Source organism: Paenibacillus sp. PAMC21692, from assembly GCF_014303795.1.
GTDB classification, from domain to species: domain Bacteria; phylum Bacillota; class Bacilli; order Paenibacillales; family Paenibacillaceae; genus Pristimantibacillus; species Pristimantibacillus agaridevorans.
The window spans coordinates 4504784-4519800 of sequence record NZ_CP060293.1; the positions used below are offsets into that span (position 1 = coordinate 4504784).

Consider the following 15017-nt stretch of genomic DNA (forward strand, 5'->3'; position numbering starts at 1 on the left):
GAGGTGATACATTGGACAAATTGGTGATTGAAGGCGGGAAACCTCTCTCAGGATCCATAGTTATCCAAGGAGCGAAAAATGCCGCTTTGCCGATATTGGCTGCCAGTCTGCTGGCTGAAGGCACGATTACACTGGATTCGGTGCCAAGGCTGCTCGATATCGAAGTTATGCTGAACATTTTGCGCGAATTAGGATGCCGCGCCGAGCACGTCGGCGAGACGGTCGTACTGGATACGACCGCGCTTCATACATCCCATGTACCGGAGACGCTGATGAACAAGATGCGCTCCTCGATCTTTCTCATGGGACCGCTTCTAGCAAGGTTCGGCGAAGCTCAGGTCTACCAGCCGGGCGGTTGCGCGATCGGCGAAAGAAAGATTGATCTTCATCTGCAAGGTTTAGAGGCGCTGGGGGCCGAGATCGAAGAAATCGGCAACCGCATCGTGTGCAGGTCCGGCAAGCTGACGGGCACCGATATCCATCTTAGCTTCCCAAGCGTCGGAGCGACCGAAAACCTGATGATGGCCGCCGTCCTGGCGGAAGGACGCACGACGCTGACGAATGCGGCCAGAGAGCCTGAAATTCAGGATCTGCAGCGCTTCTTGAACGCTATGGGCGCGAAGATAATGGGGGCAGGCACCGATACGATTACGATCGACGGCGTTGCCGAACTTACTCCATGCCGCTACAAGATCATTCCCGACCGAATCGTAGCCGGCACGATCATGGTCGCCGCCGCCGCCACGCGCGGCGCGGTCACGCTGCAAAACACCCAGCCCGCCCACCTCTCCTCCCTGATACATGTTCTGCGCCGCGCAGGTGTTCAAATCGTAGTCGACGGTGATATAATAAAGGTTGATAGTGCCGCAAGGCCGAAGTCGATCGAGCGAATCGTCACCTCTCCTTACCCCGCCTTTCCGACGGATTTGCAATCCCAGGTGATGGTGCTTCTAACGCTTGCCGACGGGGTAAGCATCATGAAGGAAACGATTTTCGAAGGCCGTCTCAAGCATGTCGGCGAATTGTCGCGCATGGGAGCCGATATCCGCGTCGACATGAATGCAGCATTTATACGCGGCGTTACCCGTCTTTACGGGGCTACGGTGGAAGCGACGGATCTTAGGGCCGGAGCCGCCCTGGTCATCGCGGGACTCGCCGCGCAGGGACGCACGATCGTGGAGCAAGTGCATCACATCGATCGTGGCTACGACCGGATCGAGCATATGCTTGCGAAGCTCGGCGCCCGGATATCCCGATTCTCGCCCGTGCCTAATAACGAACCAGCCAGATGACATCATGCAGTTAGATCGAAGCGTTCGGCTTTTCTGGAGAAACCGTGCCAGGGAAGCCGGCGTTTTGCAGGAAAGAGGGACAAGTTATGAGCAGCGGTAACATGCCGGTGCTTAAAGAACCCGCCCGCAAACGCAAAGGCAACAAGAAGCTGCTTGCCATTCTATTGCTATTGTTCGCCGCCTTGCTGGCCGTGCTGTTCTTTAATTCATCGATTAGCAAAATATCCGACATTCAAGCAATAGGCATGGAGCATACCTCCAAGGAGCAAGTACAGGAAGCCGCCGCCGTAAGTATTGGCGACGCCTTCTTCCAGACCTCGTCCGGAGAAATCGCCTCTCGCGTAGAACAGTTGCCCCAGGTCGAATCAGCCAAGGTCGTCAAGGTGTTCCCCGGCGTTATCAAGATTGAGGTGAAAGAGCATCCCGTCGTCGCGTTCGAGCTGATGCCGGACGGCACTGTGCAAGCGCTGCTCTCGAGCGGTGCCAGCGTGGAGGCGAGAACGGACGGCTATCTTTTGGACAAGCCGATCCTGACAGGCTGGAACGGGGAAGACTCCGTTAAACGAGAGCTGACAAAGCAGCTTGCGTTAATCCCTCAGAAGCAGCTGTCGGATTTGTCGGAGATTGCTCCCATTCCATCCAAGGCTTATCCCGACCGGATCAGGATGTATACGCGAACCAAGTTTGAGGTCATTACCGCCGTTTCGGTACTGCCGGACAAGATTGAAGCGTTGAACGCGGTAATCGAGACGCAGGAGCCCGGCAAGATTACGATGCTGCTGGCGGACACGTATGTTCCGTTCCATGCCGACGATTCGGAAAATGATGGCGATAATGAAAAATAGACTACTCATTCGTTTAAAAGAATGATAGAATTTGTTTTACTAGCTTGGAGTAAGTTTGCCGTAACGGCGCGCCTTCCCGGCGACAAACTCCCTCTTTTTAAGACAACGAAATCGCCCTTTCGACAGTGAAAATAATAATTCTGAAAAATTTGTTGAAAAAAGAGGGAAACTAAAAAGTCTGTTGAATATGTAGAGAGACTTGTTCATTTTTTGATCAGAAATGACGGGCGCTGCGTACTAGCAACGCCAGCTAGCGAGAAAGCCTATGCTCCCGGACGTTCCGAGAAGGGCGGCTGAGTGTGCAGGTCGTTTTTATCTCTAATAAGAATCTATTGACGGCAAGGTTTGGAACTTCTACATTCTTATTGGGTAAACATAACTTGAGATACTAATTATTGGAAACGGAGGTGCCGCGAGTTGAGCAACAACGACATCATCGTCAGTTTGGACATCGGTACATCCAAGGTTCGAGCTATTATCGGCGAGATGAACAATGGAGCCATTAATATTATTGGAGTGGGTTCTGCCGACTCCGAAGGTATTCGCAAGGGAGCTATCGTCGATATTGACCAAACCGTGCATTCGATCCGCGCCGCGGTCGAGCATGCAGAACGCATGGTAGGCATTCAGATATCCGACGTTTATGTCGGGATTCAAGGCAATCATATTGCATTGCAGACCAATCATGGCGTAGTTGCGGTATCTAATGAGGACAGGGAAATCGGAGAAGAAGATATCGAGCGCGTGCTGCAGGCGGCTAAAGTTGTCGCACTGCCTCCCGAACGCGAAATCATCAATCTCGTTCCCAAGCAATACCTGGTAGACGGATTGGAAGGCATATCCGATCCTAGAGGGATGATCGGCGTCCGCCTGGAAGTGGAAGCTACGATCGTGACCGGCACGAAGACAGCGATACATAATCTTATGCGCTGCGTCGAGAAGGCGGGTTTGCGAATTTCCGGCGTTATTCTGCTGTCGCTTGCTTCCGGCATGATGTCGCTGACGAAAGACGAACGTTCTATCGGCACGGTTCTGACGGACATCGGCGCAGGCTCCTGCACGATCGCCATCTACGATCAAGGCGGGTTGGCTGCGATATCGACGCTGCCGATCGGCGGAGAGTTCGTCACGAACGATATCGCCTACGGATTACGGACCCAAAGCGATCAAGCGGAGAAGTTCAAGCTCAAGTATGGCTGTGCCAATGTAGGCGATGCTGCGGACGATGTCCGCTTTAAAGTTACACGAATGGGAAGCAATATGGAGAAGGAATTTTCGCAAAAGGATCTGGCCAGCATTATCGAACCGAGGATGCAGGAAATCTTCCATCTCATCCGTCAAGAGGTTCGCAGGCTGGGTTACGGCGACAAGGTTAATGGCTACGTGTTGACCGGCGGCGCCGTCGCCATGCCAGGGACGCTTGCGCTTGCGCAGGTGGAACTAGAGTCCTCGGTTCGCATCGCTTTGCCTGACTACATCGGCGTAAAGGATTCCGCATATAGCAGCGGTGTTGGCATGATACAATACGTGTCCAAATATATGGGAGTACGAGGCTCAGGCGTCACGAAGAAAGCGGCAAGCCGCAAAGCCAGTCCCGCAGCTCCATCCAAACCCGGTATGTTCGAACGGATCAAAAATATGTTTAACGAATTTATTTGACTTTGACTGGGGGACAATGAGAGATGTTGGAATTCGACATGGAGCTTGAAACGCTCGCTCAAATAAAAGTAATCGGCGTTGGCGGCGGTGGCAGCAATGCCGTTAACCGTATGATCGAAAATGGAGTCAAGGGCGTCGAGTTCATTACGGTGAACACGGATGCCCAGGCTCTGCACCTTGCCAAATCGGAGCATAAGCTGCAAATCGGCGACAAGCTGACGCGCGGCCTTGGCGCCGGCGCCAATCCCGATGTAGGCAACAAAGCGGCGGAAGAATCCCGCGAAGCCATCATGAACCAACTCAAGGGCTCGGACATGGTATTCGTAACGGCAGGTATGGGCGGCGGAACGGGCACAGGCGCTGCGCCTGTCATTGCGGAGATCGCCCGCGAGTGCGGCGCGCTGACGGTAGGCGTCGTAACACGCCCGTTCACGTTCGAGGGACGCAAACGTTCCGGCCAAGCCGAGCAAGGCATCGAGGCGCTCAAGGAGAAGGTGGATACGCTCATCGTTATCCCTAACGACCGCCTTTTGGAAATCGTCGACAAAAAAACGCCGATGCTGGAAGCTTTCCGCGAAGCGGACAACGTGCTTCGACAAGCAGTACAAGGCATCTCCGATCTGATCGCCGTACCAGGTCTCATCAACCTTGACTTCGCGGACGTAAAAACAATTATGACGGAACGCGGTTCCGCCCTGATGGGCATCGGTATCGCAGCCGGCGAAAATCGCGCAGCCGAAGCCGCTCGAAAAGCTATCATGAGCCCGCTCCTGGAGACGTCGATCGACGGCGCGCGCGGCGTCATCATGAACATTACAGGCGGCAGCAACTTGTCCCTGTACGAAGTAAACGAAGCGGCTGAGATTGTCATCTCCGCATCCGATCCCGATGTAAACATGATTTTCGGCGCAATTATCGACGAAGATTTAAAGGACGAAATCAAAGTAACGGTCATCGCGACTGGATTCGAGGCAAAGGCATCTGCCGCTCCTCAGCGCAAGCCGGGTTCCATTCCGGTAGAGCAGGTAGACACGAGACCTTCCCAAACATCGTCCAGCGTGAAGCCTTTCGGATCCGGCACATCCAGCGATCAGCTGGAAATTCCGGCATTCCTTCGCAAGCAGCCTCGTGATAGATAATCCCTTACTAGACTATTAACGCCTCTCGGCTTGTCCGAGAGGCGTTTTTTCTTTTGGATCTCGACAAAAAAAGATACCCGATACCGTCATGAATAGACAGACTTTGAAATAGGATTACCATATACTAATCTCAATCGTTGAAGCGGGCATCCACTTACGATAGCGGCCACTGCCGGGCAGGATGGAAGGGGTTGGGCATGGCGATTTATATCGATATTTTATTCCTGCGAGAGCTGCTCGTTGACGGCGCCGTTCTTTTGACGACCGCCTGGGCTTGCCATATAAGGCCCAAGCCTTGGCGCGTGCTTGCTGCTTCCGTCTTTGGAGCTTGTTATGTGGTGCTCATGTTATTCCCGCAATTGTCATTTTTGTTCACGTTAGGCGTAAAAATCGGCTTCTCCCTCATCATGATATGGATCACGTTCGGTTTTCATTCCCTGCAGCGTTTCATTCGAACGACGTTAGCGTTTTATGCCGTTAATTTCGTAGCCGCAGGCGCCGTTTTGGGACTCTATTATCTGTTTATGCAGGGTTCCGGCGAAGTATGGAGGACGGTCACGTTCTCCGGCGGCAGCGTCCATGCGGAGCTCAAACTCGGCATCTTTTATTTCGTCGCCGCATTTGTTATCGGAATCTACGTGTATCGGTCCGTGTTATCGCAGAAACGGGAGAAAGTCTTAATCGGCACGCATCTGGCGGATGTGACGATTAGGATCGGAGAGGCGGAGTATGGCTGCACCGGGCTGATCGACACAGGCAACCAGCTGTACGATCCGCTTACGAGAACGCCGGTCATGGTTATGGAGGCGTCGCGATGGGAAGCTGAAATTCCGGCAGTGTGGATGAAAGGCATCCGCGATGCCCAGGTCGACCGGCTTATTGCCGGGCAAGATACGGAGCCGTTCCCGTGGCAGGACCGGATGCGGCTGGTGCCGTTCCGCGGCGTAAACAGGGGCTCGCAATTCATGTTGGCGGTCAAGCCGGATTCTGTCCAGATCATGAGGGAAGGGCAAGTTTTCGAAACAAGCAGAGTGCTAATCGGGTTAGACGGCGGCAAGCTGACAGCAGATGGGACCTATCAAGCGATAATCCATCCGTCAATGGTACAACAACCGTCACAAGGTTCCGCATAATTCATCAGGGGAGGGATGGGCCAGATGCTCGTCAAGTACAAACTCATTATGCAGTTATATTATTATCGAATTTTATTTTTATTCGGACTAAAAAGCGAAGAAATTTATTACATCGGCGGGAGTGAGGCGCTTCCGCCTCCATTGTCCCGCGAAGAAGAGGAGTACTTGCTCGAGAAGCTGCCATCCGGAGACTCGGCCATACGCGCGATGTTAATTGAACGCAATCTGCGTCTGGTCGTGTATATCGCCCGCAAGTTCGAAAATACCGGCATTCATATCGAGGATCTTGTCTCCATCGGCGCGATCGGTCTCATCAAGGCGGTCAACACGTTTGATCCGGAGAAAAAAATCAAGCTTGCCACCTACGCCTCGCGCTGTATCGAAAACGAAATATTGATGTATTTGCGCCGCAATAGCAAGACGAGAACGGAAGTATCCTTCGATGAACCGCTTAACATTGATTGGGACGGCAACGAGCTGCTTTTGTCGGACGTGCTGGGGACGGAGAACGATACGATCTACCGCAATATCGAGGAACAAGTGGATCGCAAGCTTCTTCATAAGGCGCTTGATAAGTTGTCGGAGAGGGAGCGCATTATTATGGAGCTGCGATTCGGATTGGCCGATGGCGAGGAAAAGACGCAAAAGGATGTAGCAGACATGCTCGGCATTTCGCAGTCCTATATTTCCCGGCTGGAGAAACGTATCATCAAACGACTCCGCAAAGAATTCAACAAAATGGTTTAAGGATGAAAAAAAGTCCACTTTTGATCACGATGTTATTTCAAGGAGCGTATTCGACGTCGAATCTTGAATTCAACCGGAACTTCCGGTGCTCACTTAGCTCTGCTAAGCTCCGCTCCTCAGATCCTAGTTTCATTCAACCTTCTCGGTGCTGAAAACTGAACTTTTTTTCTTCTATGTGAAATTTAAATATAAATACGCTTGTCGAAGGTTGTCGGGAGCAGGAATAAAATGAGGACCCAGGGAGATAATGAACATTAATGTTGCTCCTTGGGAGGTAATCACGTTGACCCGAAACAAAGTCGAGATCTGTGGAGTGGATACCGCTAAATTGCCTGTTCTGACCAATGTCGAGATGCGCGAGTTGTTCACGGCCTTGCAGACCAGGAACGAGTGGGCAGCAAGAGAGAAGCTGGTTAACGGCAATTTGCGGCTCGTGCTTAGCGTTATCCAACGATTTAACAACAGGGGAGAGTTTGTGGATGACCTGTTCCAGGTTGGCTGCATCGGACTCATGAAGGCGATTGATAATTTCGACCTTAGCCAGAACGTCAAGTTCTCGACGTATGCCGTGCCGATGATTATCGGCGAGATTCGGCGATACTTGCGCGACAACAACCCGATCCGGGTGTCCCGGAGCCTGAGGGATATAGCGTACAAAGCGCTTCAAGTACGCGACAGCCTGACGAATAAAAATTCGCGGGAACCAACGATCTTCGAAATATCCGAGGCGCTGAACGTGCCCAAAGAAGATGTCGTTTTCGCCCTGGATGCCATCCAGGATCCTGTTTCGCTGTTCGAGCCGATCTACCACGACGGGGGAGATCCCATCTACGTGATGGATCAAATCAGCGATGATCGCAACAAGGATGTATCCTGGATCGAGGAGATTGCCTTGCGCGAGGCGATGCATAAGCTCAACGACAGGGAGAAAATGATTCTGTCGATGCGATTTTTCGAAGGAAAGACGCAGATGGAGGTGGCCGACGAGATCGGTATCTCCCAGGCGCAGGTGTCCAGGCTGGAGAAATCGGCCATTCAGCAAATGCAGAAGCACGTCAAAACTTGAAGTTGGAGTGCAATACATTAACGCTATGAATGCGTAAGACCATACACGTCCTAGACGTCCGACGAAAATCCTTTTCTCCGCTTTCGGTGGGGAAAAGGATTTTTTTGTTATTTAGGAAATTATGCGACATACCAGACAAGTAGGTAACGAGAAGCCATAGGCGTTAAAAACGCCGATGAACCGAAAAGTAACTCTGATTAGCAGTCATCGGCAGGTGAGCAGGGAGAGGTGCAAACTTAGATTCCTTTCTAAGCGGCGGTTTGGTGGAGTCTAAGTAAGCTAAACGTAAACGTTGTCGTATTTTTCACTTAAGGCCGGACATATTAGGCGAATGGATCATATACTATACAAAGGACGAAAATGACAGCACGGTCAGTGCAACAATTCCGCCGGAAGAGTGGTGAGCATAAATGAAAATATCGGATTTCCAAGCCAAGGATGTTATTAATATAGTTGACGGCAAAAAGCTGGGACATGTAAGCGACCTGGAGCTTGATCTGCGACAGGGACGAATCGATTCCATCGTCGTGCCTCAGATTACGAAGGTATTCGGCTTCTTCGGCAACGGCGGCACGGAGGTCGTCATCCCTTGGCGCAACATTGTCAAGATCGGTGCGGACGTGGTGCTCGTCCGAATGGATGAAGCCAAGCCTATTCGGGATGAAGAGGATGAGTTGCATGTGCGGACCTGAGCGTATACACTTGTAGAGGATGTTCAAAAAGTCAATACAAGCCGCTGCCCGTAGATGCGCAGCGCTTAACGACAGTTTGCAAGAGGTGATCCGCATGGAACCGTTTCAACGCAAGGATGGAACAGCGAAGGAACCTTCGCTTTTTTTGTTGTCTCAATGGATGGATGGAGCTCCCGGGCTTACGGCAGGTTTCTCCGGCAGGGCGGGAGGCGTCAGCTCCGCACCCTGGAATAGCCTGAATATCGGGCTTCATGTAGGGGATAAACAAGGCGATGTCATCGAAAATAGAAACTTACTGACGGAAGATATCGGTTGGCCGTTTGAAGCATGGACCTGTGCGGAGCAGATCCATGGAGCCGCCGTCCATCAGGTGCGCGAAGGAGAGAGAGGCCGCGGACGATCGTCGATGAACGATACCATCCAAGGCTGCGATGGAATCATGACGGATGTAGAAGGTATTCTGCTAACGTCTTTCTACGCCGATTGCGTCCCGTTGTACTTCTTTGATCCGGAGCATCGGGCGGTTGCGCTTGCTCATGCGGGTTGGAGAGGGACGGTAGGAGAGATTGCCGCAGAGACGGTTCGTCGAATGTCGGAGGCATACGGCACTCGTCCTGAACGATTGATTGCCGCAATCGGTCCATCCATTGGCGAATGCTGCTATGAAGTAGACGGTCTGGTCATTACCGAAGTCGAAGCTTTGATGAACCGGCTTGGATTAAGCGAGGCTTTGGCCTTGACATGCATGATTCCCGAGGCAAGCGGCAAAGCAAGACTGAACTTGAAAGAATTAAACCGACAGATTATGATAAAAGCAGGAATTTTGCCGACTCGTATCGAATTAAGCAAGTGGTGCACGGGATGCAGGGTTGATCTTTTCTTCTCCCACCGCATGGAAGGCGGCAAGACCGGCCGCATGGCCAGCTGGATCGGATTGGCAGAAAGGTGATTGTTCAAGATGACTATACAAGATCGCATACAACAGGTTGAGCGCAAAATAGAAGAGGCATGTCTCCGTGCGGGGCGTAAACGCGACGAGATCGGCGTTGTTGCAGTAACCAAATATGTATCGCTGGAGCGGACCAAAGAGGCTTACGAGAGCGGCCTTCGACATCTCGGGGAGAATCGATGGCAGGACGCGGAAGCCAAGTGGCGCACGCTTAATGAAGAATCGCCTGTAGAAGATAGCCCGATCTGGCATTTCATCGGATCCTTGCAGAGCCGCAAGGCAAAGGATGTAGTGGGCAAATTTCATTACATCCATTCCTTGGACAGGCTGTCTCTGGCCGAGGCGATACATAAGCAAGCCGAAAAGTTGAATGTTATCGTATCTTGTTTCATTCAAGTGAACGTATCCGGTGAAGAGAGCAAACACGGAATCGAGCCGGCAGAACTGCAAGATTTCTTAGGCGCTCTTAAGGAATATCCAACCATTAAACCCATTGGATTGATGACCATGGCTCCTTACGAGCTGGAAGCGGAAGCTGCCAGACCCGTATTCCGAGGCTTGCGAGAGCTTAGGGACGAGATGCTGGCAACAGGCGCGGCAGACGAGTCCTTTTCGCAATTGTCCATGGGGATGTCCGGGGACTTCGAAGTAGCGATCGAGGAGGGTGCAACCTGGATCAGATTGGGTAGTATTCTAGTAGGAAAAGAGGAGGATGAACTATGAGCGTGATGAACCGATTCATGAATTTTCTCGGTCTGCAAGAGGAAGAAGAAGTCGTGGAGAGAGAACGCGTCGCCCAGCAAGACGAGCAGGAACATGAAACCACAGCTTTCGAACAACGTAGAAACAACAGGAACAGCTCCATTGGCGCTGCTGGCAGCGGTTCCGCCAACAATGTCGTCAGCATTCACTCGCAGAAGAACGTGCGCGTCGTGCTTAGCGAGCCGCGCTCGTACGACGAAGCGCAAGAGATCGCCGATCATCTGCGCTCCCGCCGGGCGGTTATTGTGAATCTTCAGCGCGTTCGCAGCGATCTGGCGCTTCGCATTGTTGATTTCTTAAGCGGTACGGTATACGCTTTAAACGGTAGCATCTCGAAGCTTGGACCGAACATCTTCCTGTGTACGCCTGATTCGGTTGAAATTCAAGGGGCCATTACAGAAATGCTTGCTGAAGAGAACGATTACACTAAAATGAGGTGACCTTGAATTGTTTGAATTACAAGTTATTAATTTTATTGGTCTCGCATTAAACATCTACAGCTATCTCATCATCGGATATGTCCTGTTGTCATGGTTCCCGAATGCTCGGGAAAGCTTCATAGGACAATTTTTAGGGAAAATCGTGGAGCCTTACATCGGCATATTCCGCAGATTTATCCCGCCGATCGGCGGCGTGCTGGATCTGTCGCCGATCATTGCGCTTCTCGCTTTGAATTTCGTGCGGATGGGTCTGATTGCCGTTGTCGGATTCCTGTTCGGTATGGGCTAAGGCGATGAGTATGAAAGCAAGCATATATGAACATTTCCACCCGGAAGAGAAAGCGTTCGTCGACCGGGCTGTGGAATGGGTCGAGCGGTCCGCACAGCTTCATGAGCTGAAGCGGACCGATTTTTTAGACCCGAGACAAGCGCAAATTCTGTCCATGCTAGCGGGACGCAATGCCGACGTCACGATACGTCTGGAAGGCGGTTATCCCGAGGCAGAGCGCCGACGAGCCCTCATAGCGCCTGATTACCGCATACTGGATGACGAGTCTGCGGCTATTGCCGTACTTGCCGTCCACGCGAGCGGCAACGGTCACTTGGAGCTGGATCATGGCGACTTCCTGGGGGCGCTGCTCGGGCTAGGCATTAAACGCGATCGAATAGGCGATATCCATGTCCACGAGAGTTTCGCTCACATTATCGTCACCGATGAAATCGCCGATTATTTGAACATCCATCTGCGCCAGGTTCACCGTTTAGCCGTTCTGACAGAGCTGCTTCCCATCGAAAAGCTGCAAGCGCTGCTCCCCAAGCTGGAGGAGATGAGTCTCACAGTCGCATCCATGCGCCTGGACGGCATCGCAAGCGACGTATACCGCATTAGCCGCTCCAAAATCGTGGATCCCATCAAAGCCGGGCGCTGCAGAGTGAACTGGAAAACGGAGGAGGATCCCTCCGAGCCTCTGAAGGAAGGCGACGTCGTGTCGTTCAAGGGACTCGGGCGGTTCAAGGTGCTCGAAGTCGACGGCGTGACCAAAAAAGGCCGAATTCGCATAACGGTCGGCAAATTCGCATGAACGGCGAACGAACGTCCAGCAAGCTCGCCAAGCCAACGAGGGGCGCGCTTGCTCCGGCTACCGCCGAATCCAAAGAGAAAATCGATAGAACGGTCAAACACATGCTGTCGCATATGCGCGAGCCGTTAACGAGGGATTTCCTCGCATCCATTGCGGGACTGCAACAGGAGCACTATTCTCGTATTTTCAAGAAACATACGGGTTATAGTCCCCTGGAGTACTTGACCCGCATCCGGATCGAGGAGGCCAAACGGCTATTGCGTCATTCCGGCGAGTCCATCACCGAAGTGGCGCGCAAGGTCGGTTTCGTCGATCCTTATCATTTCAGCCGCAGGTTCAAACAGATGGTAGGGGTTGCTCCGGCTTATTACGCGGTGCGGCGGGAACTCCGCGTCGTGGCTTCATACGGCTACGGTTATCTCGCAGCGTTAGGCGTGGTACCAGTGGCTATCGATTGGAATGCTTTGGGGGCATGCCCGGTCCCGGCGGGCATGACGACGGAGCGGCTTCAAGCGGCCGGCGATCGGTTGTCCGTCCAGGATTTCGCGGAATGGAGCCCGGATGTCATTCTGGCCGCAAGCGATGATATCGAACAAGAAGTGATGGACATGGAAACATGCGAGGTTATCGTGGCGGATCCCTTGCAGGATCCCATTTACAACCAACTGCCTTTGATTGCAGGCCGGCTTGAATTGCTTCCGGCAGCGGAAGAATGGATCGCGCGATACGAGCAACGAAGAGACCGACTGCGTACGCGTATTCGCTCCGCGATCGGCGATAGCCGGGTAGCGATACTGCGCATACGGGAGCAAGGGCTTCAGATGTACGGCATGCTGAACATGGGATATCCCGTCTATCGCTCCCTTGGCGCCCAGCCTCCCGACAAAATCAAAATGCAGTCCGTCGTGAACGCTTATTATCATTCCAGCGTCATCGATCCCTTCGAGCTTTCGTTCTATGGCGCGGATTATCTCTTCGTGATCCTGCAGCCGGATGACGGGGCTCAAGCGTTCTTCGAGACGTTGTCCCGCACGGAGGAGTGGAAGAGGTATTCCCCCGTGGCCAACGGCAAAGTATTCTGGCTGGACGTCGGGCGCTGGCTGTCGTTCGATCCCGTCTCGATCGCCGAGCAAATGGAGGAAGCCGCCAGGTTATTGTTGGGGGAAGAGCGTCACAAACATCCATCGGGCGCGCAATAACCGTCCATGGCTTGCATAGGCAATTCCGTATACACTGATGGTGATATTAATTATCATTATCACATCAGGAGGTTCATATGCAACGATCGCGGGGCAAGAGAAGAGGTTTAGGGGTTCTATTTATGTTAACGGCGGTCCTGTTATTGTTGGCCGCATGCGGTTCGGAGAATTCGGGCAACGGGAACGAAGCGGCTACGCAAGCGCCAACGGCATCGGCGCAGCCGGAACCGACGGCAATCGCCGAGGCATTGCCGGAGACGAAAAAAGTAACGGACGATCTTGGCCGGGAAGTCGAAGTGCCGGTACAGCCCTCGGCGATCGTGGCGGGGGAGTTCGCAAGCGAACTGCTTGCCCTGGGGATCAAGCCGGTAGGTTCCGGAGACAACGGCTTCAAGATTGTGTACACGCAAGCGGAGATGGAAGGCGTGGAGCGCATCGGAGACCCGCCTAACCCGGAGACGGTCACGTTGCTCGCTCCGGATCTCGTCATCGCGCCTACCGTGTTCCTGGAAATCTATCCGGAACAAATGGAACAGATCGGCAAGATCGCCCCGATCTTCTATATCTCCTTCGAGCAGGATCCCATCTACGATATTTTCGCGAAGATCGCGGAACTGGTAGGCAAGACGGAGGAAGCGAAGAAGTGGATCCAAGAATACGAAGCCGAGGCGTCAGCCGCCCGAGACAAGCTGCAGTCTTCCATCGGCGACGAGACCGTGACGATCTTCCGCGTGGAGAAGGGCAGACTACGCATCTACCTGAACCGGAACTTCGGGGGATACATGCTCAGAAGCGGCCTGCAGGCGAAAGCGCCGGAGGCGGTGGCCGCCGAGATCGAAGGCAATATATTCGCGTCGGCCAAGGAAATTTCGCTGGAGCTGCTGCCGGAATACGCGGGCGACCACATCTTCCTGATCGTGCGCGAGGAAGGCGACGACAAGTCGGCATTCGAGGAAATCGAGAAATCCGGCCTATGGAGCAATCTGGACGCCGTCAAAAACGGCAACGTCCATCGGCTCGAGACGGACAAGTATTACGGTTCCGATATCGTGACCATTCGGGAGACGATGAAGGAAGCGCTGGGCATGCTGGCGCCATAGCGAAACGGGAAGGCTCCTCCGACAATCGGGGGAGCCTTTGTTATATTAGGAAGGAAGCCGCTTACGCTGGGAAGAATTGTCGAAATCATGGTTTTCGTACACAAATAGTTTTATGCGGCAGCAGGAAAAAGGGATAACGTTGTCGAATCCTACTCTTCAACAGACTGGCGTATTGCGAACGGAGAATCCGTCGTCCGCCACGTAATAACTTCATACGAGGGGGTGCTCCAATGCCGTTATCGCCATTGGACATACATAATAAGGAATTTTCCCGCAGATTACGCGGATACGATGAAGACGAAGTGAATGAATTCCTTGATCAGGTCATTAAGGATTATGAATCCCTGATTCGCGAGAACAAGGAAATTCAGAACCAAATGCTTTCGCTGCAAGAGAGGCTGAACCACTTCTCCAATATCGAAGAAACCCTCAGCAAAACGATTATCGTCGCGCAGGAAGCGGCCGACGAGGTGCGCAACAATGCAAAGAAAGAAGCTCAGCTGATCATTAAGGAAGCCGAGAAGAATGCCGATCGCATCGTCAATGATTCGCTCAACAAGTCCCGCAAGGTCGCCCTGGAAGTAGAAGAACTGAAGAAGCAGGCGTCGATCTACCGCGCGCGGTTCCGCACGCTTGTGGAAGCGCAGCTCGAGCTGCTGTCGCAGGACGGCTGGGAGACGCTGGATTCGTCCAGCCGCGATTCGGAGCGCGAATTGTTGAGAGGTTAGGGGCTGGCTGGAGACAGCTTCGATGTTTGCAGGAGTACTCTTGCGACAATATCGTTTGACATTCGTTCGAGAATTCGTTATAACTTAACTATTAAAGACAACATAAGATGAATGTAACTTCATTGACGAGAACAAGTACGTATCGGAATCATTCCACAGAGAGCCGGCGATTGCTGCAAGCCCG

At 52.8% G+C, this 15017-nt stretch carries 16 protein-coding genes and 1 other annotated feature (1 of these 17 cut by a window edge); all 16 genes read left to right on the forward strand.

Going from position 1 to position 15017, the window contains the following annotated elements; genetic code table 11:
• Positions 1–11: 11 nt before the first annotated feature.
• The 16 genes from murA to H7F31_RS17780 all read left to right on the forward strand — a co-directional run bounded on the left by murA (position 12) and on the right by H7F31_RS17780 (position 14833).
• The gene (murA, locus tag H7F31_RS17705) at positions 12–1292 is read left to right on the forward strand and encodes a UDP-N-acetylglucosamine 1-carboxyvinyltransferase (RefSeq protein ID WP_187099855.1); all 1281 of its coding nucleotides are present in this window, start codon (positions 12–14) and stop codon (positions 1290–1292) included.
• 86 nt (positions 1293–1378) lie between these two features.
• Positions 1379–2137 carry a cell division protein FtsQ/DivIB gene (locus tag H7F31_RS17710; protein WP_187099856.1) on the forward strand — a complete coding sequence of 253 codons (759 nt, stop codon included), beginning with the start codon at positions 1379–1381 and terminating at the stop codon, positions 2135–2137.
• A gap of 417 nt (positions 2138–2554) precedes the next feature.
• Positions 2555–3796, forward strand: coding sequence for a cell division protein FtsA (ftsA, locus tag H7F31_RS17715; RefSeq protein WP_087567692.1), 1242 nt, complete (start codon positions 2555–2557; stop codon positions 3794–3796).
• A gap of 23 nt (positions 3797–3819) precedes the next feature.
• On the forward strand, positions 3820–4935 hold the full coding sequence (gene ftsZ, locus H7F31_RS17720) for a cell division protein FtsZ (protein WP_187099857.1): 1116 nt from the start codon (positions 3820–3822) through the stop codon (positions 4933–4935).
• A 197-nt stretch (positions 4936–5132) separates the two neighbouring features.
• Positions 5133–6068 (forward strand): sigma-E processing peptidase SpoIIGA, encoded by a 936-nt coding sequence (gene spoIIGA, locus H7F31_RS17725; RefSeq protein WP_187099858.1) that lies wholly within the window; start codon positions 5133–5135, stop codon positions 6066–6068.
• A 24-nt stretch (positions 6069–6092) separates the two neighbouring features.
• On the forward strand, positions 6093–6815 hold the full coding sequence (sigE, locus tag H7F31_RS17730) for an RNA polymerase sporulation sigma factor SigE (protein WP_087567695.1): 723 nt from the start codon (positions 6093–6095) through the stop codon (positions 6813–6815).
• Between the two features lie 283 nt (positions 6816–7098).
• A complete protein-coding gene (gene sigG, locus H7F31_RS17735; protein ID WP_087567858.1) occupies positions 7099–7881 on the forward strand; it encodes an RNA polymerase sporulation sigma factor SigG in 783 nt (260 codons plus the stop codon).
• 410 nt (positions 7882–8291) lie between these two features.
• A complete protein-coding gene (locus tag H7F31_RS17740) occupies positions 8292–8573 on the forward strand; it encodes a YlmC/YmxH family sporulation protein (RefSeq protein WP_187099859.1) in 282 nt (93 codons plus the stop codon).
• Between the two features lie 94 nt (positions 8574–8667).
• Positions 8668–9522, forward strand: coding sequence for a peptidoglycan editing factor PgeF (pgeF, locus tag H7F31_RS17745; protein ID WP_187099860.1), 855 nt, complete (start codon positions 8668–8670; stop codon positions 9520–9522).
• 9 nt (positions 9523–9531) lie between these two features.
• Positions 9532–10245, forward strand: coding sequence for a YggS family pyridoxal phosphate-dependent enzyme (locus H7F31_RS17750; RefSeq protein ID WP_187099861.1), 714 nt, complete (start codon positions 9532–9534; stop codon positions 10243–10245).
• Positions 10242–10724, forward strand: a complete 483-nt coding sequence (locus H7F31_RS17755) for a cell division protein SepF (protein ID WP_187099862.1) — start codon at positions 10242–10244, stop codon at positions 10722–10724. Before H7F31_RS17750 ends, H7F31_RS17755 begins: the two co-directional genes overlap by 4 nt.
• A 7-nt stretch (positions 10725–10731) precedes the next feature.
• Positions 10732–11013: a YggT family protein gene (locus H7F31_RS17760; protein WP_187099863.1), complete on the forward strand. Its 282-nt coding sequence runs from the start codon at positions 10732–10734 to the stop codon at positions 11011–11013.
• A gap of 10 nt (positions 11014–11023) precedes the next feature.
• On the forward strand, positions 11024–11806 hold the full coding sequence (locus H7F31_RS17765) for a YlmH family RNA-binding protein (protein ID WP_187099864.1): 783 nt from the start codon (positions 11024–11026) through the stop codon (positions 11804–11806).
• Positions 11803–13005: an AraC family transcriptional regulator gene (locus H7F31_RS17770; protein ID WP_187099865.1), complete on the forward strand. Its 1203-nt coding sequence runs from the start codon at positions 11803–11805 to the stop codon at positions 13003–13005. The genes H7F31_RS17765 and H7F31_RS17770 overlap by 4 nt, the downstream gene beginning before the upstream one ends.
• 77 nt (positions 13006–13082) lie before the next feature.
• Entirely contained in the window at positions 13083–14105 is a 1023-nt protein-coding gene (locus H7F31_RS17775; protein WP_261800033.1) for an ABC transporter substrate-binding protein, read from the forward strand.
• A 230-nt stretch (positions 14106–14335) separates the two neighbouring features.
• Complete coding sequence (locus tag H7F31_RS17780) at positions 14336–14833, forward strand: DivIVA domain-containing protein (RefSeq protein ID WP_087567704.1); 498 nt, start codon at positions 14336–14338, stop codon at positions 14831–14833.
• Positions 14834–14946: 113 nt separating this feature from the next.
• Positions 14947–15017 (forward strand) — a binding site (T-box leader); it runs 234 nt beyond the window's last position.